The following is a 21,857-nucleotide window of genomic DNA, read 5'->3' as shown; positions in this document are numbered from 1 at the left end:
GCGATGTGAACATCCATTTCCGCAGCCGCCCGACCGCATGCGCGAGCGCGTCGGCGTCGGTGAGCCGCAACGCCTCGTCGGTGGCCTCTCCGCTCCTCGCGTCCCCCAGCAGGAGTTGCGCCTCGCCGGACTCCCAGGCGGTCAACTCGGCCATGCGTGAGGCGCCTTCAGCGCGAAGGCTCGCGCCGGGCTTCGCTCGATCGGGCTCCGGGCCGCGCCAGGTGACCGTGAGTCCCGGCTCCAGCCGCAGCCGCTCGTACCACGACCGCAGTTCCCTCAGCGCATCCACGCCTAATCCGCAAAGCGGAACGTCGAGGTGATCGCGTCGAAGATGTCGAAGAACGAGTCCGCCAGATCCAGCACCTGGCTGCTCCCCGCCACCAGCGCGACCTTCCCCTCCTGCCCCGGCACCGGGATGAACGTCTGCATCAGTACCGCCCGGATCGTGCGCTTCAGGGCGTCGTCCGGTACCGCGATGTCCTCGATGCCGTACGTCCGGGCCGCCGGGCCCACGCCGGGGATGTCGACCGTCGTCACCTTGCGCCAGGAGTCGCCCTCCTTCTTGGCTTCCTTGACGGCGAGTTGGCTCGCCATGACCGACGGATCCGTCGACAGGGGCTCGCCCGACTGCGAGCGGCCCCCGACCAACGACACCGTCACCGAGCCCGTGATCGGGGTGTCGCCGCCGAAGCTCTCCGCCATGCAGCCGCAGTACAGGGCGCCGGACTTCCAGGCGTCGGCGGCGGCTTTCCGGAGGAACTCCGTGTACGCCTCCCGGTACTTCGCCAGCTCCTGGTTGCCGGCGACCCGTTCGTTCACCATGCGGCGGATCGAGTCGTCCCTGGACTCGGGGCGGACGTCGAACTCCCACCAGGACTCGGGGACCTTGATCCGGAAACCGCCGCGCTCGATGGTGAGCGCCTCCATGTAGCGGGCCATGACGTCGACCTTCCCCCTTCGTCCGATGTACGGTGCCGATCAGCCTACGAGTACCGGTCGGGGGACTAACACATGGGCAAGGGCAAGAGCGACCTCTCGCTTCCGCTGACGGAGCTTGAGGACTACGGGCGGCGGCTGCGGTCCATCAAGACCCGGATGAACCACACCAAGAAGATGTTCGAGGCCTACGCGGACGACATCGGCGACGGCACCGTCAACGACGCCCTCGGCGACTTCGAGTCCAACTGGGAGGACGGCCGCGAGGACATCTCCCAGCAGCTCGACGCCCTCGCCGGCATGTCCGACGCGGTGGTCCGCGAGTTCACGAAGCTCGACGACGAGCTGGCGAAGCAGGTCAACGACGCCATGAAGACCGAGGACAAGCGGGGGAAGAAGGGGGACGGCCAGGAGAAAGGCTGAGGACCGGTCGTGTACTTCTTTCGGCTCTCGCTCATCCCCTCGCTCACCGACTCCCTCCTCTACCGCGGTGAAGTCGACGGCACCCACGAGGTGTACGTCGTCCTGAACGAGGAGGCGCGGACCGTCCTGCCCTGCGACGCCCACGGCCGTCCCGTCGGGCCCTACCCCGGCTTCCCGACCCTCTCCGCCCACCTGCTCGGACAGCGGAAGCGGGAGGGGCGGCCACCCCTGGTCATCACCCGGTACTTCGCCTGAACGTCCGGAACACCCAGGTCAGCCGACCTCGTTCTCCGCCACCGCCTCGCCCCGCACGATCACATCCCCGCCGTAGAACATCCCCGTGAAGACCGGGGAGTACGTCAGCTGGACCTCGACCTGGACCTGGTCCGCGTCCGCCGCCACGCAGTGCGTCGCCGCGATGTCCGCGCCGGACATGTCCATCTCGCGGGCGAAGGCCTTGACCCGGGCGTCGCAGTTCTCGTAGTTGATCGGCGCGGGGCCGCCCTCGTTGTCGTAGAGGGCCTCGCGGTCGATGTCCTGGGCCGCGTAACGGGCCGCCTGTTCCGCTATGTCGGCCGCCCGTTCGCGCTTCGAGATCGACATGCCTCCGTCGATGACGAACGCCGAGAGAGACAGGAACACCAGCGCAAAGATGATCACCGCGCCCGCGCCCGAGCCCCGGTCGTCCATCCCCGCGCGGACCTGCGAAAGCCACCGTCTCACGCCGACCTCCTGAACGGGTCCAGCGGTGAGCTGAACGTCGCGTCCATCGTCGGATCGATGTCCAGGCCCAGCATCGCCAGGCCCCTCACCTTGCAGCTGACCTGCACCGAGAACAGCGGGTCCACCTCCGGGTCGAAGCCGGCGCTCGTCTGCGTCACCGTCACCGGGCCCGAGCACACGTCCGCCAGGTTGGCCTCCGCCGCCTTGCGGGCCTCGGCCATCGCCGTGCCGTGATCCTTCTGGATCGAGCCCGCGCGGGCCGCGTCGCGCGCGGCGCCGTCCAATGCGCCTCGGCCGTCCACCAGTTGCCCGAAGGCCACCAGCACCAGGATGAACAGCATCATCACCGGGGCGAGGATCACGACCTCAATGGTGGACAGGCCCCGGTCCTCCCGAAGGGACCGCATCAGTTCTCCCCCTCCGGCACAAACCGCTCCACCGGCCCCGCCGACTGCGCGTGCACCGTGAAGTCCAGCCCCGGGAACACCGACGGCACCTTCGCCGTGATCTCCACGCCCACCGTGTTCTGCTCCGGCTGGAGCATCTTCACATCCGGCGACAGCACCAGCGCCGGGCCCAACTGGTCGATGTAGCTGTTGACGACCGTACGGGCCTCGCCCCGCCAGCCGCCCGGCTGTGCGTCCGCCGTCGCACGGGCCTTGCGGGCGCCGGCCTGGGCCGCCGCCTGGGCCACGTGGTCGGCGAAGAAGTACAGCGCGAACTGCACGGTGGCGAAGATCATGAAGAACAGGACGGGAGTCAGCAGCACGAACTCGATCGCGGTCATGCCCGAGTCGCCGCGCGCCGAGACTTCCTCCCGTCGACGGCGTACCCATGCCCGCATACGTCGCTGCACCCCCGTACCCGTTCTCAGCAGGTGCCGCTCTGGTTGGCCCCGTTGATGCAGTTCTCGACCTTCTCGGCGCCACCCTCCAGCGCACGGTTGATGATCGCGGCGACCACGCCGACGATCGCCACGACGACCGCGGAGATGATGACCCACTCGACCGCGGAGGCACCGCGGTCCAGTTCGCCGGAGCGGGCGCGCTGCACACGGCCCTGGAGGAAGGTGACGAGGAAGTCCACCGCCGGGATCCCGGTGCGGAAGTTCCGTTCGGTCATGGTCAGTTGTCCTTTCAGAGGGTTGGTCGGCGTCAGACCTGGAACACACGCATAGCGGCCGGATAGATCAGGAACACCAGGAAGCCGGCGCACAGCAGCAGCTGCGCCACGAGCATCGACTGGGACTTCTCCCCCGCGCTGCCCTCGATCTCGGCGAGTTCACGGTGCCGCATGGTCTCGGCGCGGGAGGCGAGGGACTCTCGGACCTTCGCGCCGTCGTCGGCGACCAGGGCCAGGGAGGCGGAGAGGTCCTTCAGCTCCTCGACCCCCAGCTCCTCGCCGAGCGAACCCAGCGCCTGCCACTGGCTGACACCGGTGATCCGGGCGTCGGCGAGGGCGTTGCGGATGCGCTGGTTGGCCCAGCCGTCCGAGATCTCCGCCGCAGCCATCAGGGCCTCGGGCAGGCCTCGGCCGCCCGCCAGGCTCATGGACACCAGGTCCAGGTAGGCGCCGATCACCCGCCGCAGGTCGCGCCGTTTCTCGGCCGCGTCCCGCCGTACCTCCACATCGGGGAGGAAGAAGAAGAGGACCGCGAAGAGCAGGGCCAGCCAGACCGGGATGATCGGGCTGCTGCCGAAGCCGAGGGTCCAGACGACCGCGAAGAGGAACGGGCCGAAGAACAGGCCCGCCACTCCCAGCAGCACCTTCGTCGCCAGGAACTTCTCCCAGCTCCGCTCCAGCACCGCGAGGTCGGCCCGCAGCGAGCGCTGTTCCCAGCCCTGCTGCAGATAGAACTCAGCGACACGGCGGCCGACTTCGGCCCGCGTCGAGGAGAACCGGCCCCTGTCCTGCGTGGTGCGCGCCGACTCGTACGCCGCACCCCGCGCCCGCATCGCGTCGATCCGCGCGACCTGTGCGATGGCGCTGCGCTTGGTCGGCATCAGGGCGCGGACGAGGGCGTAGACACCCAGACCGAAGACCGCGCCGACGACGATCGGCATCGTCACGTCGCTCACCGTCGTGCCCCCTCTTCCGACTGGAACGGCGACTGCTGAGGCTCGCCGGCAGCCGACGGCGTACGCGGACGGACGAACTGGACCGACGACTCGTCGCGGACCAGGAAGCGTTCGGGCGTCTCGATGGTCGACAGCTTGCGCAGCCACAGGAAGCCGAGCGCGAACAGGCCGCAGACGCAGGCGAGGACGAGCTGGCCGACCGGGTCGCCGTACGGCTCGACGAACTCGCGGTTGAAGATGGAAAGGCCGAGCACGAAGGCCACCGACACCGCGACGACGATCTGCACCGAGCGCCGTGTGGAGGCGCGTTGGGCCATCACGCGCTGGCGCATGTCGACCTCTTCACGGGCCGACTTGGCGAGCGCGCCGAGCACCTGGCGCAGACCGGGGCCGCGCAGCCGGGCGTTGAGGATGAGCGCCGCGACGATGATGTCGGCGGACGCGTCGTCGATCTCGTCGGCGAGCTGCTGGAGCGCGTCGGGCAGCGGGGTGCGGGCGCGGAGCCGGTCGACGAGCGCGTCGAGGTGCGGCCGCAGCACCGGGGCCGCGGCCCGCGCGGACGCCGGGATGGCCTGCTCCAGGCCGACCGCTCCGGCGATGGTGTCGCGCAGCGACTCCGTCCAGGAGGCGAGCGCCTCCACACGCTTCATGGCCGCCCGCTCCTCGGCGGCACCGCCGAAGAGCCGGTCCCAGAAGAACACCAGAACCCCGGCCGCGATGCCGAGCACCGCCCACCGTGTGAGCAGCAGAACGGCCAGTCCTACGCCGGCGGCGAGCGACCCGCGCTGACCGGCGAACCGGACCAGCTCGTTGGCGCGCTCGCTGGCCTTCTGCTTCTCGTGCTCGGGCTTGGCGGGCAGTCCGCGTACGGCGATCAGGAGCAGCGCGAGTCCGCCGCCGACGGCGACACCGCAGGCGAGCGCGTACAGGACGGTCGTAGAGAAAAGGCCGCCCATGGAGCCGAGTTCACTCATGTGCTCACCCCCACGTTCCGGCGGGCCGGTATCCGTGCGCCATCAGGTCCTCCAGGCAGGCGAGCGGTGCGTGCGGTACGACGCGGCCGTCGGGCGCCTCGGCGAAGACCTCGCTGGACAGCACGCGGCCGTCGACGCCGTTGACCTCGCGGATGGAGGTGACCATGCGCTGGAGGCGGCCTCCGCTCTGGTAGTTGTTGCGCCGTTGGATGAAGACGACGAAGTTCACCGCGCCCGCGATCAGCATCTGGCTGGCCTCGATGGGCAGTCGCTCGGTCGCCTGCAGGGCGTAGGTGGAAATACGGTTGAAGACCTCGCTGGAGCTGTTGGCGTGGATCGTGGACAGCGAGCCGTCGTTGCCCTGTGACATCGCGTTGAGCATGGTCACGATCTCGTCGCCGAGCACCTCACCGACGATGACGCGGGAGGGGTTCATACGGAGGGACCGCCGCACCAGCTCGGCCATGGAAATGGTGCCCTGGCCCTCGGAGTTGGGCAGCCGCTCCTCGAACGCCACGACGTTGGGGTGGAGTTCGGGGAAGGTGTCGAGACCGAGCTCCAGGGCGCGCTCGACGGTGATGAGGCGCTCATGGCCGGGGATCTCGTTGGCGAGGGCCCGCAGCAGCGTGGTCTTACCGGCGTTGGTGGCGCCCGCGATCATGATGTTCTTGCGGGCGCGGACCGCGCAGGCGAGGAAGTGGCCGACCTCGGGGGTCAGGGTGCCGTTGCCGACGAGGTCGGAGATGAAGACCTTGCCCATGCGAGCGCGACGGATGGAGAGCGCGGGCCGCCGGGCGACGTCCATGACGGCCGACAGACGCGACCCGTCGGGCAGCCGCAGGTCGAGCTGGGGATTGGCGGAGTCGAAGGGGCGGGACGACAGACCGGAGTAAGCGCCGAGCACCTGAATGAGCTCGATGAGCTCCTCGTCGGTCTCGGCGACGGGATCGCCCTTGACCTCCCGCCCATCGCTGTACCCGACGAAGACCTGATCGCACCCGTTGATGTCGATGTTCTCGACCTCGGGGTTGTCGAGGAGCGGCTGAAGGCGTCCGACGCCGAACAGGGCGGCGTGCACGGCGGCCGCGTACTGCTCCTCGGTCTCGGCGTCCAGCGGAGTGCGCCCGGCGTTGATCTCGGTGCGGGCGTACTCCTCCAATATCTGCGCGATGACGGCGCGGGCGTACTGCCGCTCGTCCTCGCTGGACATCGGGGTGACACCGCTGACCTGGTCCAGGCGGCGCTGCTCGGCGATCCGGTCGCCGGCCTCCTGCCGGAACCGCTTGACCAGCTGATGGTCGACAGCGGTCATCGCGGCCGGCCGTTCATCTGGGCCTGGTGGGCCCATGCGGCGCCGTACTGCTGGTAGATGTCGGCGGCGACCTTGCGGGCCGAGCGGATCAGCAGTGACTTGTCGAGACGTCCGCGCTTGCGGCCCGCCAACTGGTCGGCTCCGGTGGGGTCTTCGGCGATCGTGCCGACGACGCGGGCGCCGGTCTGCGCGTGCACGAGCATGTCGTTGACCTGGCCCGCGATCTTGGAGGCGTCGCCAGGGTCGGCGATGAGCACGACTCCGATCAGCGGGGTGGCGAGGCTCGCGGCGCCGCGCGGGCCGCCGTGCAGCTTGGTGGCGAGGGCGGCGGCACGGTCCCGGACACGGGCGATGGCCTCCGGCTCGGTACGGCTGATCAGCAGGACGAGGGCGGCGTGCGGGAAGAGTTCCACGGCCGGGGTGTCGCCGCTGATACGGCCGCAGTCGGCGATGACGTCGGCGGGCGCGTTCGGGGAGTCGGCGAGCGAGGAGAAGGCGTGCCCGAGGGTGGGCCAGAGCCCGGCGAGCCCGGCGGCCTGCTCGGCGATCCCGAGCCCGACGAGAACTTCGAGTCCACCGCTCAACGGCTGGACATGGTCCCAGAGTTGATCGGGTACGAGCCCGCGCCGCGCGGTGGCGGCTATGGAGAGCATGCCGGTGTTCGGGTTGAGAGGCCCGCCGTGCGCGGCGGCACTGCGGTACACCAGGTCGCCGCCCGCCGGGTCGGTCTCGGCGAGCAGGACGCGGCGCGGCCAGACCGCCGAGAGGGCGACGGCCGCGGTGGTGACGCCGGGGGAACCCTTGTCGGCGGCGAGAGCGATGAGCGCCATGGGGTTTGTGCCGCCTTCTAGTTGCTGCCGGGGACGAGCACGAGAGCCACTTCGCCGTTGGAGGCGGCCTGGGCGAGGGGGGCGGCTTCGTCGGCGTCGACGGTGAGGGTCACGGCGAGGTTGGTGCTGCCGACGAGGTCGTCGCCGTTGCCTCCCGGTACGGAGGTGACCGTGGCCTGGTCGACGATGAGGCTGTTGCTGCCGCCGGTCGAGGCGGAGCCGCCGCTGGTGTCGGAGTCGGAGTCGGAGCTTCCGGTGGTGCTGCCGACGCGGTAGGCGGCGACGATGTCACCCGCCTTGATGCCGGTGGGGTACTGACCGGCCTTGAGGGAGAGACCGACGGTGGCCTTGCCCTCGGTGACGCCGACCTGCTCGGCGAACATGTCGCCGATGACGACGGTGCCCTCGTAGATGGTGGACTTGGCCTTGAGCGTCTTGAGGGTCTCCAGCTGCTCCCACAGGACGTAGTTGATGCTGTCGTCCTTGGCGACCAGTACGGATGTGACGTTGTCGCCCACCGACTCGCCGGCCTGGATGGTGTCGGTCACCTGGACGACCTCTTCCCGGTCACCTGCCTGAAGCACGAGCATCGTCGCACCCAGTGCACCGACCAGGATGAGCAGCACCGCCAGCGCGGCCAGCGCGGGTTTGCGCTCGCGAGGAGGGGTGGGAAGCCGGTCACCGACCGAAGGCTGAGCCGGAGCGGCGGAACGTCCAGCGCCCGCCCCCGTACGCTCTTGGATCTTCACGCAACCGCTCCCCGTACACCCAAGAAATTGTCTGCCAAGACTGCCAAATGCTCTGCAATTCCGGACACTTCACCCGCGTCCGTGCCTCATCGTCGCGTCCTGCGCGGATAGTCAGCAGCTGGGGTGAGTGTCAAGCCATCGCACCGTATCAGCCGCCCATAAGCCCCTCAAGGCGCGCCCGGTCCCGTAGGGATCGGTGGCTGGACTGTTACCCATCCGCAACTGGAAGACCGGGTAACCCAGTTGCGCACGCGCCTGTGAGCTGCATTTTCCTGTGCGGGAGCGAAGGGGGTTGTGTCCCGCGGGGTCCGTTCCTCACGCGGTGGTCATGAGGCCTGCACGATTCACTCACGAGAGGGGGGCACGGCCGTGTCATGATCGTCGTTCGTGACGAACAGGACACCCATCAGCGGAGCGATGATCGCGACGGACGCCCGGGTGCTGGCGGCGGCCCGCGCGATCGGTGCCCGGCACGGAGTGGACTACACGAACGACGCGGCCGTGACGGCTCTGTTCGCGGAGCGGCAGGGGGCGATGCGGGCGACCCAGCGAGGTTGGCTCGCCTGGATCGGCGGTCTGACGCTGACGGCGGGTGTGGTCCTGCCGGTGACGGCGACGGAACTGCCGGAGCGCACCGCGAAGTCGGCCCTGTTGGTGACCGGCGTACTCCTGGTGGTGGCGGTGGCATCACTGACCGCCCTGTGCGTGCGCTGGAAGCGCGAACTCACCCACCCCGCGCTGACGGGCTACCGCGAGGTCCTGGGCGTGGCCCGGGCCCACGGCCTGCCGCTGACGCACGTACCGGCGTGGCTGGAGGGCCGGGCGTCGGGCGGGAGCGGGAAGGGATGGGCGCCGATACCGACGTATCCGAGCGTGGAACCGATGCGCGTCGCGCCTTCTCAGCCCATGGAGATCCCCCCGAAACCGGCCGCGGTCACCCAGTACGAGGAGATGGCCGACGCGGGCGGCTGGCACGACGAGACCGGCTGCCTCCTCCTGCTCGCGGGCCTGATCGGCGCGGGCTGGGCCTGGTCCCAGGACGTCCCCCTCGCCTACGGCCTCCTCGCCCTGATCCCCCTCGCGATCGTGGTGTGGATGGCGGGCAGCCGCCAGGGCGACGAGAAGCAGGCGTTGCGGGCGGAGGCGGAGACGTATGTGAGGGCGGTGGCGGCGGCTCAGGCGGCGGGGGCGCGGGGTCCGGAGCTTTCGCCGGTGCTGAAGAAACTGCTGGACGAGTAAACAGCCCCCAACATTCCGAGGAGCCCCCCCCATGAAGCGAGCCGCCCTGGCCGCCTCTGCCTCCGCCCTCTCCCTGACCGCCGTACTGACCGCCTGCTCGGACGAGAGCGACACGGACGCGAAGCCGGAAAGCTCACCCTCGTCCGCACAGGCGAAGCAGGTGAGCCCGGCGGAGCGGCTGGCGAAGCTGATGGTCACCGACGCCGACCTCGACGGCGAGACGGTGCAGGAGATCGAGTCCGAGTTCCTCTTCGCCGAGGCCCAGGACGAGGTGACCGTCGACAAGCCGGTCTGCGCGCCGTTGGCGTACGCGATGAACCAGCTTCCGCTCGGCGAGGCGCAGGCAGACCTCGCCCGCTATACGTCGACCGGTCCGGCGGCCACGTACATCGCGCTCGCGGCGTATGGGGCGGACGGCGACGCGGAGTCCGCCATGGCCGGGCTGTCGAAGGCGATCGACTCCTGCGGTGGCGGCTTCACGGCGAAGGCGAACGGCAACACCAGCCCGTACGACTCGGTCGCCGCCGAGCAGGCCTCGGCGGCGGGTGACGAGACGCTCGCGTTCAAGTCCACGATGACGTTCCGGGGCGCCTCGCACGTCCTGCGCACCCAGGCGGTCCGCAGCGGTGACGTGATCGCCGTCTACTTCGCGGTGAACGGCACGGCCATCGCGAACGCGCAGCCCAGCGAGGCCCAGTTGGCGAAGCCGGTGGTGCGGGCCCAGAACAAGAAGCTGGGCTGAGCCCCTTCACGCCAACGAGTGAATCGGCCGCATATACCAGAATCGACACCGAGACCGCGAGGATCTTCGCCGAGCTCACCGAACTCGGCCTCGGCAACGCGGGCAGCACGGAGACCAAGGCCTGATCTCTCCCCCTCCCCCGGCTCGGCGTTTCGCGGCAGCGAAGGGCTCAGTAGAGTGCCGCGAGTGACTGCGGGCGCGTATGGGGGAGACAGACGGTGAAAGCCACAGACACAAGGTGCGTTCGCACACTTCTCGCGCTCTGCGTCGCACTGCTCGCGGCCTTTGCCACCTTTGCCGCAGCGACCCCGGCCGCCGCGGCCACCGACACCCAGGCCGCCTATCTCGCCGACCGTCTCCGCGAGAACCCGGTGTATGTGTCGGACCAACTCCCGCGTGAGGTGCCGAAGTCGATGACGCGGGACTTCGCGAGGGTGGCGAAGAGCACGGGAGTTCCGACGTACGTCGTCGTCCTGCCAAGTCAGGCAGCCGCGGACGGTGAGGGGCTGCTCGGTGCGGTGCACGATCGGCTCGGTCGGGACGGGCTGTATGTGGTCATCGATGAGTCGTCGGTCTCGTATGCCCTGGCTCTCGGGGTCAGCGCGCCGGCCGATGACGCCCTCACGGTCTGTCTGTACGAACTTCCCTACGACGCGGGACCGTTGCGCGAGTTCGAGCTGTTCGCCGAGGTCATCGCCGAGGGAAGTGGGAAGGCTGCGGCTCGGGCGGAGGCGGCTCGGGAGAAGTACCGGGACGACGAGCCCGCGGAGATGTACATCGGGCCGTCCGACCGAGAGAACCAGTCGTTCCTCACGGGCATGCTGCTTACCGGCGCACCGCTGCTCATCCTGCTGCTCGTGCCTGGCGTACGACGGTGGCGGCACAAGCTCCGGGGCCGCGCCCGGAAGGAGGGCGCGACGACCCATCGGGCCCCCGGCTGGATCGCTCCCGCCCTCGCCCTGGCCACCGCCGTCGCCGTACCCGTGGCCGCGAGCGTCACCTTCGACCAGACCACGTCGAGCGCGTCCCCCCGCCCCAGGGCGATCGACCTCAACGCCCGCGTCGACCGCGTCGCGCAGGGCCTCGCCGAGGACCCGGTGTACACGGACCCGGAGAGCCCCCGAGTCCTGGACTCGGCTCAACTGACCCGACTGCAGGGCCGTATCGAGAAGTTCGAGCAGTCCGAGGGGGGCGGCCCGGTGTTCGTGTCCGTCGTACCGCAGTTGATGGAGGACGAGTCCGAGGGGGACGAGGAAGCGTTTGCGGCCGCGGTCCACGACAAGTTGGGCGAGGACGGGGTGTACGTCGTCGCCGACCCGCTGGACGGCTACATCGAGGTCTTCAACCACGGTCTACGACTGAACAGTCTGGACCTCCTGTTCGACCTTCCGGAGTCCATCGCCCACGGCGACGACAAGGCGGACGAGGCCGACGACCACCTCCTCGGTGAGCGCCTCGACGCCCTGATGACCTTCCTCGACAAGGCACCCCGCACGGACGAACCGGAGTCCGCCGGCGACCCGTACCCGGTCTCGAACCCCGTTACCGAGGACGACCTGCCGCCCCTCTTCGGCGGCGACTTCTGGCCGGGACTGTTCATGGGCGTCCTGGCCGCCGGGCTGCTGTACGGGCTGCTGGCGGGCGCGGTGGGGATCATCGGCAAGGTGCTACGGCGCCGCAGGCCGGGCCCGTTGGCGACGGAGACGCTGCCGGAGGTGTCACCGACGGAGCCGTCGATGTCGTACCTGCGCGACACGGCGCGAGTCGAACTCCGGGCGCTGGCCGAGGACTTCGAGTCGGTGGAGAGCGCCGCTCAGCAGGACACCCGGCCGGGGGACCGACTCGACGCGGCGATGCTGCTCATCGGCGGCGACACCGGCCGCATCCAGGACCCCGCGACGGATGCCGCCACCCTGGTCGCGGTCATCGTGCTCGCCCGCGCGGGCCGCGCCGCGCTCGCGGGCAAGGCGTACAACCGCTGCTGCGCGGTCAACCCGCTCCACGGCCCGGCGGTCACCCGCCACCACGCGCGGGTCTCCGCGGAGAGCAAGCAGCGGCGCCTGCTGCACGTCTGCGAACGTTGCCGGGACACGGCGATCGCGGCGCCGAGGACGCTCCACACGCTGGTACTGACGCTTCCGACCGGCCCCGATGCGGCACGCGTGCCGTACGAGGAGGCCGACGAGCTGCTGAGTGTCGTACCGGACGGCATTCGTCGGCTGACCGAGAAGGTGAAGGAGACGGTTCATGTCCCATAGCCGGGCGGCGATCACGGCCGTGGTGGCGGCGCTGCTGCTGACCCCCACGGCGGTGGCGGCGGACTCCCCGAGCACCGGCGAACGCATCGCGAACGCGTTGCGCTCGTCGCCGGTGTACGTGGACGAGGCGTACGCCTCAGCCGTACCGCCGCCCCGTCAGCGGCAGTTGGCGAGGGAGATCGATCGGACGGGCCTGCCCATCAAGGTGGTGTTGACCCCCCTCACCAAGGGCGACGACTTCGACGGAGAAGCGGACGTCCTCGCCTCGGTCGTACGCGACCGCCTCCCCCAGCGCGACCTCATCCTCATCACCACGGACGGCACCTTCACCGACTCCCTCAACGGCTACGAATGGCCCACGGACACCCACCAGACCGCCGACGCGGCGGCCGCGGCCGGCTTCCTGGACGAGACGCGGGACGCGGGCCTGGCGGACCTGACGTCGAAGGCGGTGGAGCTGGTGGCGCGGGGGGACGGGACGGAGGTGTACGAGGAGGCGATGGGGGATCTGGAGACGAGCCCGGAGCCGAGCCCCGATCCGACGCGGACGGAAGCCGGGAGCTCATGGCCGACATGGCCGGTGGTGGCGGCCGTAGCTGGATTGGCGCTGAGTGCCCTGCTCCTCGTACGCCACCGTCGTAGGACCCCTGCGTCGGCCCGCCCCCGGACGGTGTTCGCGACCGCCCGCGCCGCGGACGAGGCCGCGCTGCGCCGCCGGGCGGAGGCGGAGGTCGTCGCACTGGGCGAGTCGGCGCGTACGACGGACTCGGCGGCGCCGGGACTGCAGTGCGCCCTGGACGCGTACGCCGCGGCAGGGACAGTCCTGGACGCGGCCCGGGGTCTCCCGGACCTGGCGGGCGTTCTGGCCCTGGTGACGGAGGGCCGGGACGCCCTGGCGGACAGCCCTGCCCCTCTTCCCTTGTGCTTCTTCAACCCTCTGCACGGCCGAGGAAAGCGCCTTATGACGTGGCGCCCGCTGGGCCGCAGGGACCGCGTGCGGGTGGCCGCATGCAGTGCCTGCGCGACGGCCCTACGCATCCACCGCTCCCCCGACGTCCTGACGGACGTGACGGAGGACGGCGAGACGGTCGCGTACTTCGAGGTGCCGGCGGAGCGGAGCGTGTGGGCGGCTACGGGGTACGGGTCGCTGCTTCGGGGTGGGGACAGCTTGGCGGGGAGGGTGGCCCGGGGGGACTTCACGCGGAGCGCACTCAGCGATTGAGGTCCATCACCCCGACTCCAAGCCCCCTATACGCCTGTGGCACGACCGTGGCCACCAACGCCCCCTCGGGCACCATCAGGTTCGGCCGCGCGGCGTGCACAGCGGCGGCGACACCGAAGGCGACACCGCCATGGCACAGTTCGGCGATGGTCACAGCCATCGCGTAGTCGTCGTCGACGACGCGGAGCACGTCGACCAGCACACCGACGTGCTCCACGATCCCCGCGCGGTCGCGCTCGGCCTCCAGCAGACACAGAACGGGCACCCATAGACGGACGTCGTCGCTGTCCGCCGCGGCGTGGATGAGGCCGGAGACCTGCTTGTTGCCGCCCATCGCCAGGAGCGTCGGCGCATCGAGGACGAAGTGTTCGATCTGGCTCAACGGGGACGCTCCGCCTCAGCTTCAGCGAGGGCGGCCCGGTGAGCTGCCGTGGCGTCACGCATCTTCCGCCGCATCTCGGCGGACTCCTCATCCGTCACGTAATGCCCGAACCGCTCCGCCAGCAACACACGAGTGCGCTCGGCCCGCGCCTTGATCTGCTCGGGAGTGAGTGTCTGTGCGGCTATCTCCTGCATGAGGGCCCGGAGACTGGTCCCCCGCGCCTCGGCGACGGCGGCGAGCTGGTTACGGACTTCGGCGGGGACACGGATCATGACGTCGGCCATGACGGGAGTATACGTCGCGTATACGCCGCGCGGTCCTTCGGCGCCTAACCTCCACCGTCCGCAGATTTGGCGGTCTTTGGGTCCGCAACGAACGACCCCATCCCGCGGGTGGTCGTGATGAGCCCCTCTTCACGAAGGGCGGCCGTGGCCTTACGCACAGTCTCGCGAGCCACTCCGAATTCCTGCTCCAACTTCACTTCCGAGATCAGCCCGCGCACGGGGTACTCACCGCTCGCGATCCTCTGCCGGACAACCTCGGCGATCTGCTGCCACTTGGGCCTGGTCGGGTCGAATTCGAACACCCCCGAACTGTACGTACTCCCGAACAGCAATTCATAGATGCCTTTCTCCCCCCATATGGGTAGACAGGCACTAGCAAGCGGCATACGGTACCGACAGCAGACCCCGGCGACGGAGGCAAGCCGTCCCGGGGCGTGGCCAACGCTTCGAAGGAGCGTCGACATGCTGGACCTTACTCTCCGGCTCCTGGCCTGGGTGCTGGGCATCTGCACACCAAGCCCCCGAGGCCGCCACCGCCTCGGCGCAGAGCCACCCCTCCGCTTCACGCCGGCCCCACCACCCCGCTTCACGGAACTCCTCGACGGCAACGCCTCCCGCCTCGTACGCCCCTACGTCCTGGACCCCGACGAACACCACCGCCAACGAGAACGCCGCCGAGCCGCGTACCTGGCGACGCTCGGCATCGACGTAGGCCCGACCCGCATCCACGGCGTACGAGTCCCGGCAGCCACCCAATGACGCGCCCCACCTTGCGGATGTGCGCCCGCTGCCAGCGCACGACAGAGGAACCGGTCCTGGTTCACGAGGTCCACGCCCCGACAGGCCCCGGCTTCAACGTCTACGCCTGCCCGGAGTGCGCCGTGCACTACCCGCCCATGCCGGACGTACTCGAAGTCCTGGAATCCGTCGGCCGTCGATCCCCTACGCCGACAAGACCGACGCAGAAGGGCACGCCACCGCAGTAGCAAAACGGAATCCCACAGCAACAGCGGCTCCGGACGCGGCAGTCGACGCGCTCGGGCCGCTGTCTGTTTAAGCACATTCCGGCCACTCAACACTGACACAGGCGCTCCACTCACCCAGAATTGCCCTGATTCTCTGGATAGTTCGCTGTGGCGAAACCGGGAACCCCACCGATAGCGTCAGTGCTCTTGACTCAACTTCTGTCTCACGGGGAGCCCCACTGTGAAGCGCCGCACTCTGCCCGCCGCTGCCGCGCTGGCCGCAACCGCAGCCCTGCTGCTCACGGCTTGCGGCAGCGAGGACGACAAGTCCAGCGACAACGACAAGATCGCCGGAGCCGAACAGGCATCGGAAACACCGAAGGAATCGGCGGCGGCTTCTGGAGCACCGGCAGAGGACAAGCCGGACGGCGTGGACGTGTCCCTGCCCAAGGACATGAACCTGGTCTTCGACTGGGAGAAGCCGGGGGACAAGAACGAGGCGGCCGCGATGGCCGACACGGCCAACTTCTTCCGTGCCATCTATCGGGGCGTCGACAAGCGCACGACCAAGGACGCTGCCTTGGCCACCTACGCCACAGGCGATGGGCTGAGGTACGCGAAGACGCAAATCGACGTCAGGCTCGAAGGCGGCTGGACGGCAACCGGCACCCGGCGCCACTACCAGGCCACCACCCGGTCCGCCTCGAACGGCAACTCGGTGGAGGTCGCGTTCTGCGTGGACTCCAGCAAGTTCTACTCCAAAGAGGTCAAGACCGGAAAGGTCCTGAAGGGTACGCCCAGCATCACGGACTTCGACTACTTCAAGATCATCATGGTCAAGATCCCCACCGGCGAAGCTCTGTGGCAGGCGTCCAAGGTGTACGTCGAGACAAAGGCGGCGAAGTGTCAGTGAACAGGTCACGGCGTACGGCCCTCAGCACCGGCGCGGCTGCACTGACACTGGCCTTGGGTGCCCTCGTCCTCGCGGAACCGGCCTACGCGGGAGAGCAGCCGGGCAACGCCCAGGGCTCCAACACAGAACAGTCGGGCGGCGGCGACGACTCCGGCATCTACGCCGCAGCACAGATCACGTACTCCGGATCCGTCGCCAAGAACGGCAGCACCGGAAACGTGACGTCCGCCGACGTCAACTGGACGCCGCCGCCCTGCTGGTACGCCCCGTACCTAGGGGCCAAGGACTTCAAGAAGAAGATGTCCAAGGACATCGAAAGCCAGATGAGCGCACCCGGCATGGGCGGCCACGCGGGCGCGGCGCTCAGCGAGTTGCAGCGCCACTACGAGGACGAGTATGGCTGGACCGACACCCCCGGCTACAAGGACTACAACATCGAGAACGACGGCAAGGGGATGTTCTGGGCCGCCGTCGAGAATCCCAACGAGCCCGACATCCTGAAGCGGAGCTCGTGCAACGACCTCCCGTTCTGGGTCGACAACGGCGAGGCGCCGCCGCCCCAGTACGAAGAGGCCATCACCCCGGAGATACTCGCCGCCCTCGCCTACCAGCACATGGAGCTCCCCGACACCGAGGTCACCCTGGCCCCTGAGGCGATCACGAAGGTGAACCTGCCGACCTGGGCCTGGCTCGACAAGGCAGTCTTCGACGAGGTCCAGGCCACGGCGGCCATCAACGTCCCCGGCTTCAACCTCCAAGCCACAACAACGGCCAAGCCGATCGCCCTCAAGCTGGAGCCGGGCACACCGGACGCCGAGACCTACCCGGCATCGGGCGAGTGCGCCATCAACGCCGACGGCTCCATCGGCGAGCCCTACGCCAAGGGAAAGGCCGACCAGACCCCGCCCTGCGGCCTGAAGTACCTCCGCTCCTCCGGCGACGGCACCTTCAACCTCCAGGCCACGATCACCTGGGAAATCGCCTGGACAGGTTCCGGCGGCACCGGCGGCGACCTCCCTAACGGCACCTTCGGGGCGACTCAGGACGTGACCGTTCAAGAGATCCAGGCCGTAAACCGTTGAGCATCGTGCCGTACGACGGCCGGGGCGGGGATCCCCATGACAGACGAATCTGATCTGACGGTCGACTACGACTTCCTCGCGGACTGTGAACGCAAGCTCGGCCAGCTCAAGAAGACCTTCGAGGACATCGAGAACCGCCGCGACGAAATGAAGGAGCACTGGGGCTCCGGTGCCGTCGCCGGGGCCATGGAGGACTTCGTCGACAACTGGGACGACTACCGCACCAGACTCGTCGAGTCCATTGAATCCGTCGGCAAGCTCGTAGCCGGCAGCAAGAAGGCCTTCGAAGATCTCGACGAAGAACTGGCCAAGGCAAACAAGAAGAAGCAGAAGAAGTGACGCGGTGACACCGACATCCAAGCGCCGTCCGGTGGACTGGCAGCCACTCTGCGAATCCGACCCCGTACCCGGCGATCCGGAGGAGATCCGCGCCGAGGTCAAACACATGATCTCGGTGGCCACGAAGCTCCGGGACCAGGCCAAGAACCTCAAGGCGATCAGCGACGACGAGACCCTCAAGGGCAAGTATGTAAAGGCCCTGCGCGACGAGTCGTCCACGCTGGAGAAGCACATGCGGGAGGTGGCCGGACGGTACGAGCGCGTGCACGGCCATCTGACCAAGTGGTCGAACGAGCTGGAGGACTTCCAGAGCGACGCCGACAAACTCCTGCGTCAGGCCAAGGAGAAGCAGGAGGAGGTCGAGGCCGACAAGGCCAAGAAGGCCGCCTCGGAGGACAAGGACGTGCCGCACGCGTCCCCCAGCGGCACCAGTCCCGCCGACGACCCCCTCCAGCCGTACCGAACCCGTCTGCACACCCTCACTGGTGCCCGGAGCACTCGCGCCAACCACTACGCCGGGAAGATCCGCGACGAGATCGACGACGTGATCGAGGACTCGTGGTGGGACGACGTCAAGGGCTGGGTCCATGACCATGCGGACGGGATCAAGGCTTTCATCGATGTACTCGGCTGGGTCGCGACGGCGGCCGGCTTCCTGGCGCTCGCCATTCCCGGCTTGAACCTGCTCGTCCTTGGCATCGCGTTGCTCACGATCGGGCTAAGACTCCTGCTGGTGGCATCCGGCGACGCCTCGTGGACGGATGTCATCTTCGACGTCGTGGGTGGGCTGCTCGTCGTGGGTGGCCTCGGGGCTGCAGCCAAGCTCGCCAGCGGCGCCAAGGCCACCGTGGGCGCCGCTCAGGCCGCCCGGACCGCCGGCCTGAGCCGAGGGCTCAGAGGCGTCAAGGGCATCATGGACGACACGGGGCGGATGATGACCAAATTGCCGGAAGGCCCGGGGCGGCAGGCCCTCGGAGCGGCCCGTAACGCGATACGCAAGTCCATCTCCCAGAATGTCGGCCTGGTCGTCAAGGGGCCGCTGAGGGTCAGCCCGTTGTCGACGCTGGTGCACCTCGGCGACAAGGAGATGGCCGGCATGGCGAAGATGCTGCAGGCGAACAAGGCTGCCTTCCCGGAGGCCGCGGGTGCCGCGGCGGACAAGGCGTACAAGTCCTATCAGGTCGGCCTCGGTATCGCCTGGACCGGCATGGGGATGGACGTCATGGACAAGGCGCTGGGAAAGAGCGACCTGACAAGCTGGACCAAGGAGCAGTTCGGTACCGGCGAGAAGCCGTACAACGCGGCGTACTCGGACTGGAAGGACAACACCCTGAAGCCCGCCCCCGACACCCACTGGTGAGGAATGACCATGGACCTGAACTCGGCGCAACGCATTGCCGAGGCCGAAGCCGCCCGCACCGGGCTCGGCACCGGCCCCAACAGGCGGCTCCGGCTGACGCTGATCATCGGAATGCCGCTGTTCCTGCCGGTGTTGGGAATCATGATCCTGGTGCCGAAGCCACTGATGAACGACGTGCTCTACGTCTATGAGGCCGGGATCATCGGCTGCCTCCTGCACTACGTCTGGGTCTTCGCGAAGTACCCCCGGTATGCGGGCCGTCCGCCCTACCTCACCCGGGATCTCGCCATGGGCGGCGGCTTCTTCCTGCCCTCGCTGTTCTTCGGTTTCTGGCCGGGCATGATCGCCGCCCCGGCGTGGGCCCTCTTCGTAGGCGTTGCCTATGCCGTGGAAGTGACGCGGGGGCGCAATGACCACCACTGAGCACCGCCGGCCCCCGAACGGGTTCAACCTGGTGCCGCCGCCCGGCTGGGACGTGATTCCGCTCCGCACGGGCACCAAGGAAGCGATGGACCGCGTCGTCCGCAAGGCCGTCGCACAGCTGCCCGTCGGCTTTCCCAAGGACGACATTCCGAAGGCCCGGCTGAAGCTCACCCAGGAGATGAAGAAGGTCGTCCGCCGGGCCAGTGCCAAGGGAGGTATGACCCTCTACCTCCCCACCGAACGCCTCCACGGCATCGCGCTGCCCGTCTCCATCGTGGCTTCGGAGCCGATCGAAATTCCGCGAGTCAGGCCCGACAGCGGCCCGGAAGCGGTCCTGGTCGCGCTCGCCTCCGAAACTCCCGGTGCCGAGACACGGGAGCTCGACGACACCGCGGCCCTGCGCTCGGAGCGAGAGGTACCCGCCGACGCGGCCAAGGGCGTCGACGTCGCTCACCGCCGGGTGGAGTACATCGTCCCGGTCCCGGACAGCGCCCCCGACCAGTACCTCACCTTCTCCTTCAGCGCCCTGATAGCGCCCGGCTCGGATCCCGCCTTCTACGACGCCCTCGTGGAGTTGTTCGATGCCGTGATGGGCACCTTCCGCTGGAGCTACGCCTGAAGGCTCCCTTCTGCCGTGCCCCCCGAAGAAAGAGACCACTGATGTCCGAAGGCACCCTGTGGAGCACCGACCTCGGCGCCCCGCTCCACATCGACACGGATGCCAACCCAGACCTCTGGGGCTATCTTCACCTCCAGATCGACAAGAAGACCTTCAAGGAATGGCTGGACCTGCACCTGACCGGCCTGGCCGCCATCCACGAAACAGAACTCACCCGCAAACTCCGCCGATTCCACAGGACCTTCTACGAGCAGACGATCGTCACGCTCCGGGACAAGCTGCAGGCCGACGAGGCGTTCATCTACCACCCCGTTCCGCTGACCTACATGCCGCTGGTGATGCACGCCACCCGCCTCCACTGCGAGGCCCGTGACGCGGCCTCCTGCGAGGGAATCACCGCGCTCACGGTGCCGCACCCGGACATCCCCGAGTGGCAGCAGCGAACCGGCAGCATTCCGTTCGCCTCTCCACACCTGGGCGCGGACGGGGTCCGGGTCACCCGCTCCTACCCTGCGGACAGCACCATCATGATGACCTCGGTGACGTACCACTGGCACACCCGGCCCGGCCTCCCCGACGTCCTGCTCCGCGGGCACCACGACGATCCGGAGGTGATCGCCGCGGCGCTGGAGGCGCTGGACGACTTCGCGCGGACGCTCCGGCTTCCTGGGGCGGCCCATTGACCGGCGCCGCCAGGGGCGGGTCCGAGCGGTGAGCTGATCTCGCACCTGGGGATCTCGCGGTCGAGGTCGGGTGCGGTGGACCTGATGGCAGACGGGTCAGGTCTACGTGTCCGTGCGCACCGTGTCCACGGAGGTCGAGTGGCTGACGGCCAACCTCGCCACCTTCGACGACTTCGCCCGCAGCATCTGGCTCAACCCCAACCCGGAGTGACTCACTCAGACGCGTCCGGCTCGCCTGGATTCCCCTCGTCATACACCAGCACCATCCGCATAGTCGTCATCAATGCGTCGGCCAGGCCCGTGGCCTCCCCGGTGTCCTCCGCTCGCTGCCATCGGAACCGGACGACGCTCAGGCTGTTCACGCCGGGAGGGAACACCGCGTACTTGAGGAGTTCGGTTCTTCGGCCGCGGGACAGGCCCAGGCGTCCGCTCTTGGTCCGCAGAGTGGTCCGGATCCGTACCGCCGGGCCCACCGGGAGGTCGAGATGGCGGACCTCCGGCTCGCCGATGACTTCCGCGTCGTCGAAGTCCACGAGCAGCGGCACCATTTCGGCCGGTGACGGTCGCGGCTTGTCGTCCTCGCCGTAGGAGTCGAGCCTGAGGTCGACGAGTGCCTGGCCCTGGGGTGTGTAGAAGGCCATCGCCCAGTTCGCGTGGTCGCTGTTCAGTCCCAGCGCCCGCCGCCGCACGTCCCGGACCAGCTTCCGGGGCTTGACCTTCAACTCGGCTGAGTCGAACTCCGTCCATACGACCACCGTGGCCGCCGCGTCGGCCTCGATCCAGCCCACGTCTTCCAGCCCCAGGTCGATCCACCCCGGCTGGAAGTCGAACTCGAAGACGTGGTCGGTCTGCGAGATCTCGTCGTCAGCGGACACTCCGGTTCAGCCCTCCCCCTCAAGCACGGGTGCGGTGGGCCGACGCAGACGCGCCGGCCCACCGCACCGCGAACTCACTTACCCCGAGCCTGCTTGGCCAGCTCGTCGTCGATCTGCTCGAACTTGTCCGCCGCCATGGTCAGGTAGTCCCCCATGCCGTCCAGACCGTCCAGCGTGTCCTTCGAACCCTGGACGAACTCCGTGAAGTTCTCGTCGAAGGCCTTGGAAGAGCTCTTGGTGACGTAGCCCGACTCGACCAGGTTGTTGATGTACTTCTTCAGGCCGTCGAGCTTCTCCTGGAGCCGCTCCTTCTCCTTCACGACATGCTTGGCCGCATCCCGCATGTCCTGATATGTGACGTCAAGGTCCTTGGCCATGAAGCCGCTCCCTATCCAAAACGCCGCAGGGCCAACCCCCGTGGCTCCCTGTTTGCGGTCCGACAGTGA

At 68.6% G+C, this 21,857-nt stretch carries 29 protein-coding genes; 14 read left to right on the top strand and 15 right to left on the bottom strand.

The window, feature by feature from the left end:
* Nucleotides 1-291: 291 nt before the first annotated feature.
* On the bottom strand, nucleotides 292-939 hold the full coding sequence (locus tag H4N64_RS37960) for a hypothetical protein (protein ID WP_186287155.1): 648 nt from the start codon (nucleotides 937-939) through the stop codon (nucleotides 292-294).
* A 72-nt stretch (nucleotides 940-1,011) separates the two neighbouring features.
* Here H4N64_RS37960 and H4N64_RS37955 point away from each other — a divergent pair, with 72 nt between their 5' ends.
* A complete protein-coding gene (locus H4N64_RS37955; RefSeq protein WP_186287154.1) occupies nucleotides 1,012-1,359 on the top strand; it encodes a hypothetical protein in 348 nt (115 codons plus the stop codon).
* 9 nt (nucleotides 1,360-1,368) lie between these two features.
* Nucleotides 1,369-1,614, top strand: a complete 246-nt coding sequence (locus H4N64_RS37950) for a hypothetical protein (RefSeq protein WP_186287153.1) — start codon at nucleotides 1,369-1,371, stop codon at nucleotides 1,612-1,614.
* An 18-nt stretch (nucleotides 1,615-1,632) separates the two neighbouring features.
* Here the strand turns inward: H4N64_RS37950 and H4N64_RS37945 are convergent, their stop codons facing one another.
* From H4N64_RS37945 to H4N64_RS37905, 9 genes are read right to left on the bottom strand one after another with little or no spacing between them, the layout of a single operon-like run.
* Nucleotides 1,633-2,049, bottom strand: coding sequence for a pilus assembly protein TadG-related protein (locus tag H4N64_RS37945; RefSeq protein ID WP_186287163.1), 417 nt, complete (start codon nucleotides 2,047-2,049; stop codon nucleotides 1,633-1,635).
* Between the two features lie 29 nt (nucleotides 2,050-2,078).
* Nucleotides 2,079-2,489 (bottom strand): TadE/TadG family type IV pilus assembly protein, encoded by a 411-nt coding sequence (locus H4N64_RS37940; protein ID WP_186287152.1) that lies wholly within the window; start codon nucleotides 2,487-2,489, stop codon nucleotides 2,079-2,081.
* Complete coding sequence (locus H4N64_RS37935) at nucleotides 2,489-2,926, bottom strand: TadE family protein (protein WP_222109873.1); 438 nt, start codon at nucleotides 2,924-2,926, stop codon at nucleotides 2,489-2,491. The genes H4N64_RS37940 and H4N64_RS37935 overlap by 1 nt, the downstream gene beginning before the upstream one ends.
* A 26-nt stretch (nucleotides 2,927-2,952) precedes the next feature.
* Nucleotides 2,953-3,204: a hypothetical protein gene (locus tag H4N64_RS37930; RefSeq protein ID WP_015658575.1), complete on the bottom strand. Its 252-nt coding sequence runs from the start codon at nucleotides 3,202-3,204 to the stop codon at nucleotides 2,953-2,955.
* A 32-nt stretch (nucleotides 3,205-3,236) separates the two neighbouring features.
* Entirely contained in the window at nucleotides 3,237-4,145 is a 909-nt protein-coding gene (locus H4N64_RS37925) for a type II secretion system F family protein (protein ID WP_186287162.1), read from the bottom strand.
* Between the two features lie 11 nt (nucleotides 4,146-4,156).
* Nucleotides 4,157-5,134, bottom strand: coding sequence for a type II secretion system F family protein (locus H4N64_RS37920; RefSeq protein WP_260860224.1), 978 nt, complete (start codon nucleotides 5,132-5,134; stop codon nucleotides 4,157-4,159).
* Between the two features lie 4 nt (nucleotides 5,135-5,138).
* Nucleotides 5,139-6,446: a CpaF family protein gene (locus H4N64_RS37915; RefSeq protein ID WP_186287150.1), complete on the bottom strand. Its 1,308-nt coding sequence runs from the start codon at nucleotides 6,444-6,446 to the stop codon at nucleotides 5,139-5,141.
* Entirely contained in the window at nucleotides 6,443-7,276 is an 834-nt protein-coding gene (locus H4N64_RS37910) for a hypothetical protein (RefSeq protein ID WP_186287149.1), read from the bottom strand. Before H4N64_RS37910 ends, H4N64_RS37915 begins: the two co-directional genes overlap by 4 nt.
* Before the next feature lie 17 nt (nucleotides 7,277-7,293).
* Complete coding sequence (locus tag H4N64_RS37905) at nucleotides 7,294-8,025, bottom strand: hypothetical protein (RefSeq protein ID WP_186287148.1); 732 nt, start codon at nucleotides 8,023-8,025, stop codon at nucleotides 7,294-7,296.
* 387 nt (nucleotides 8,026-8,412) lie between these two features.
* Between H4N64_RS37905 and H4N64_RS37900 the strand changes: the two genes are divergently transcribed.
* The 4 genes from H4N64_RS37900 to H4N64_RS37885 all read left to right on the top strand — a co-directional run bounded on the left by H4N64_RS37900 (nucleotide 8,413) and on the right by H4N64_RS37885 (nucleotide 13,486).
* Entirely contained in the window at nucleotides 8,413-9,264 is an 852-nt protein-coding gene (locus tag H4N64_RS37900; RefSeq protein WP_336246919.1) for a hypothetical protein, read from the top strand.
* Between the two features lie 31 nt (nucleotides 9,265-9,295).
* Entirely contained in the window at nucleotides 9,296-10,006 is a 711-nt protein-coding gene (locus H4N64_RS37895; protein ID WP_186287147.1) for a hypothetical protein, read from the top strand.
* 218 nt (nucleotides 10,007-10,224) lie between these two features.
* Nucleotides 10,225-12,264 (top strand): hypothetical protein, encoded by a 2,040-nt coding sequence (locus H4N64_RS37890; protein ID WP_186287146.1) that lies wholly within the window; start codon nucleotides 10,225-10,227, stop codon nucleotides 12,262-12,264.
* Nucleotides 12,254-13,486, top strand: coding sequence for a hypothetical protein (locus H4N64_RS37885; protein ID WP_186287145.1), 1,233 nt, complete (start codon nucleotides 12,254-12,256; stop codon nucleotides 13,484-13,486). The genes H4N64_RS37890 and H4N64_RS37885 overlap by 11 nt, the downstream gene beginning before the upstream one ends.
* Here H4N64_RS37885 and H4N64_RS37880 read toward each other — a convergent pair.
* The 3 genes from H4N64_RS37880 to H4N64_RS37870 are packed head-to-tail and all read right to left on the bottom strand — an operon-like array spanning nucleotide 13,476 to nucleotide 14,454.
* On the bottom strand, nucleotides 13,476-13,868 hold the full coding sequence (locus tag H4N64_RS37880; protein ID WP_260860223.1) for a PIN domain-containing protein: 393 nt from the start codon (nucleotides 13,866-13,868) through the stop codon (nucleotides 13,476-13,478). The two genes, H4N64_RS37885 and H4N64_RS37880, sit on opposite strands and share 11 nt — an antisense overlap.
* A complete protein-coding gene (locus H4N64_RS37875) occupies nucleotides 13,865-14,152 on the bottom strand; it encodes a hypothetical protein (protein ID WP_186287144.1) in 288 nt (95 codons plus the stop codon). Before H4N64_RS37875 ends, H4N64_RS37880 begins: the two co-directional genes overlap by 4 nt.
* A gap of 44 nt (nucleotides 14,153-14,196) precedes the next feature.
* Nucleotides 14,197-14,454: a GntR family transcriptional regulator gene (locus tag H4N64_RS37870; RefSeq protein WP_186287143.1), complete on the bottom strand. Its 258-nt coding sequence runs from the start codon at nucleotides 14,452-14,454 to the stop codon at nucleotides 14,197-14,199.
* 160 nt (nucleotides 14,455-14,614) lie between these two features.
* Here H4N64_RS37870 and H4N64_RS37865 point away from each other — a divergent pair, with 160 nt between their 5' ends.
* The 8 genes from H4N64_RS37865 (at nucleotide 14,615) to H4N64_RS37830 (ending at nucleotide 20,536) form a co-directional block, all read left to right on the top strand.
* On the top strand, nucleotides 14,615-14,911 hold the full coding sequence (locus H4N64_RS37865; RefSeq protein WP_186287164.1) for a hypothetical protein: 297 nt from the start codon (nucleotides 14,615-14,617) through the stop codon (nucleotides 14,909-14,911).
* A gap of 447 nt (nucleotides 14,912-15,358) precedes the next feature.
* Nucleotides 15,359-16,030 carry a hypothetical protein gene (locus tag H4N64_RS37860; RefSeq protein WP_186287142.1) on the top strand — a complete coding sequence of 224 codons (672 nt, stop codon included), beginning with the start codon at nucleotides 15,359-15,361 and terminating at the stop codon, nucleotides 16,028-16,030.
* Nucleotides 16,027-17,112, top strand: coding sequence for a hypothetical protein (locus H4N64_RS37855; protein WP_186287141.1), 1,086 nt, complete (start codon nucleotides 16,027-16,029; stop codon nucleotides 17,110-17,112). The genes H4N64_RS37860 and H4N64_RS37855 overlap by 4 nt, the downstream gene beginning before the upstream one ends.
* 36 nt (nucleotides 17,113-17,148) lie before the next feature.
* Complete coding sequence (locus tag H4N64_RS37850; RefSeq protein WP_186287140.1) at nucleotides 17,149-17,451, top strand: hypothetical protein; 303 nt, start codon at nucleotides 17,149-17,151, stop codon at nucleotides 17,449-17,451.
* A 4-nt stretch (nucleotides 17,452-17,455) separates the two neighbouring features.
* On the top strand, nucleotides 17,456-18,811 hold the full coding sequence (locus H4N64_RS37845; RefSeq protein ID WP_336246918.1) for a hypothetical protein: 1,356 nt from the start codon (nucleotides 17,456-17,458) through the stop codon (nucleotides 18,809-18,811).
* A 9-nt stretch (nucleotides 18,812-18,820) separates the two neighbouring features.
* Entirely contained in the window at nucleotides 18,821-19,234 is a 414-nt protein-coding gene (locus tag H4N64_RS37840; RefSeq protein WP_186287139.1) for a hypothetical protein, read from the top strand.
* Entirely contained in the window at nucleotides 19,221-19,853 is a 633-nt protein-coding gene (locus H4N64_RS37835) for a hypothetical protein (protein WP_222109872.1), read from the top strand. Before H4N64_RS37840 ends, H4N64_RS37835 begins: the two co-directional genes overlap by 14 nt.
* Before the next feature lie 41 nt (nucleotides 19,854-19,894).
* Complete coding sequence (locus H4N64_RS37830; RefSeq protein WP_186287138.1) at nucleotides 19,895-20,536, top strand: hypothetical protein; 642 nt, start codon at nucleotides 19,895-19,897, stop codon at nucleotides 20,534-20,536.
* Nucleotides 20,537-20,748: 212 nt separating this feature from the next.
* Here the strand turns inward: H4N64_RS37830 and H4N64_RS37825 are convergent, their stop codons facing one another.
* Both H4N64_RS37825 and H4N64_RS37820 read right to left on the bottom strand, forming a co-directional pair.
* Nucleotides 20,749-21,411 (bottom strand): hypothetical protein, encoded by a 663-nt coding sequence (locus tag H4N64_RS37825; RefSeq protein ID WP_186287137.1) that lies wholly within the window; start codon nucleotides 21,409-21,411, stop codon nucleotides 20,749-20,751.
* A gap of 74 nt (nucleotides 21,412-21,485) precedes the next feature.
* Entirely contained in the window at nucleotides 21,486-21,788 is a 303-nt protein-coding gene (locus tag H4N64_RS37820; protein WP_186287136.1) for a WXG100 family type VII secretion target, read from the bottom strand.
* Nucleotides 21,789-21,857 lie beyond the last annotated feature (69 nt).

The sequence above is a fragment of the Streptomyces cupreus genome (assembly GCF_014257025.1).
Lineage (GTDB): Bacteria > Actinomycetota > Actinomycetes > Streptomycetales > Streptomycetaceae > Streptomyces > Streptomyces cupreus.
This window is presented reverse-complemented; position numbering and strand designations above follow the sequence as displayed.

Excerpts from the sequence above, each read along its gene's own strand:
- H4N64_RS37960 (WP_186287155.1), bottom strand. The coding sequence starts at position 939 with ATGGCCCGCTACATGGAGGCGCTCACCATCGAGCGCGGCGGTTTCCGG.
- H4N64_RS37955 (WP_186287154.1), top strand. The coding sequence starts at position 1,012 with ATGGGCAAGGGCAAGAGCGACCTCTCGCTTCCGCTGACGGAGCTTGAG.
- H4N64_RS37945 (WP_186287163.1), bottom strand. The coding sequence starts at position 2,049 with ATGGACGACCGGGGCTCGGGCGCGGGCGCGGTGATCATCTTTGCGCTG.
- H4N64_RS37940 (WP_186287152.1), bottom strand. The coding sequence starts at position 2,489 with ATGCGGTCCCTTCGGGAGGACCGGGGCCTGTCCACCATTGAGGTCGTG.
- H4N64_RS37935 (WP_222109873.1), bottom strand. The coding sequence starts at position 2,926 with ATGCGGGCATGGGTACGCCGTCGACGGGAGGAAGTCTCGGCGCGCGGC.
- H4N64_RS37930 (WP_015658575.1), bottom strand. The coding sequence starts at position 3,204 with ATGACCGAACGGAACTTCCGCACCGGGATCCCGGCGGTGGACTTCCTC.
- H4N64_RS37925 (WP_186287162.1), bottom strand. The coding sequence starts at position 4,145 with ATGCCGATCGTCGTCGGCGCGGTCTTCGGTCTGGGTGTCTACGCCCTC.
- H4N64_RS37920 (WP_260860224.1), bottom strand. The coding sequence starts at position 5,134 with ATGAGTGAACTCGGCTCCATGGGCGGCCTTTTCTCTACGACCGTCCTG.
- H4N64_RS37915 (WP_186287150.1), bottom strand. The coding sequence starts at position 6,446 with ATGACCGCTGTCGACCATCAGCTGGTCAAGCGGTTCCGGCAGGAGGCC.
- H4N64_RS37910 (WP_186287149.1), bottom strand. The coding sequence starts at position 7,276 with ATGGCGCTCATCGCTCTCGCCGCCGACAAGGGTTCCCCCGGCGTCACC.
- H4N64_RS37895 (WP_186287147.1), top strand. The coding sequence starts at position 9,296 with ATGAAGCGAGCCGCCCTGGCCGCCTCTGCCTCCGCCCTCTCCCTGACC.
- H4N64_RS37885 (WP_186287145.1), top strand. The coding sequence starts at position 12,254 with ATGTCCCATAGCCGGGCGGCGATCACGGCCGTGGTGGCGGCGCTGCTG.
- H4N64_RS37875 (WP_186287144.1), bottom strand. The coding sequence starts at position 14,152 with ATGGCCGACGTCATGATCCGTGTCCCCGCCGAAGTCCGTAACCAGCTC.
- H4N64_RS37865 (WP_186287164.1), top strand. The coding sequence starts at position 14,615 with ATGCTGGACCTTACTCTCCGGCTCCTGGCCTGGGTGCTGGGCATCTGC.
- H4N64_RS37850 (WP_186287140.1), top strand. The coding sequence starts at position 17,149 with ATGACAGACGAATCTGATCTGACGGTCGACTACGACTTCCTCGCGGAC.
- H4N64_RS37840 (WP_186287139.1), top strand. The coding sequence starts at position 18,821 with ATGGACCTGAACTCGGCGCAACGCATTGCCGAGGCCGAAGCCGCCCGC.
- H4N64_RS37835 (WP_222109872.1), top strand. The coding sequence starts at position 19,221 with ATGACCACCACTGAGCACCGCCGGCCCCCGAACGGGTTCAACCTGGTG.
- H4N64_RS37830 (WP_186287138.1), top strand. The coding sequence starts at position 19,895 with ATGTCCGAAGGCACCCTGTGGAGCACCGACCTCGGCGCCCCGCTCCAC.
- H4N64_RS37820 (WP_186287136.1), bottom strand. The coding sequence starts at position 21,788 with ATGGCCAAGGACCTTGACGTCACATATCAGGACATGCGGGATGCGGCC.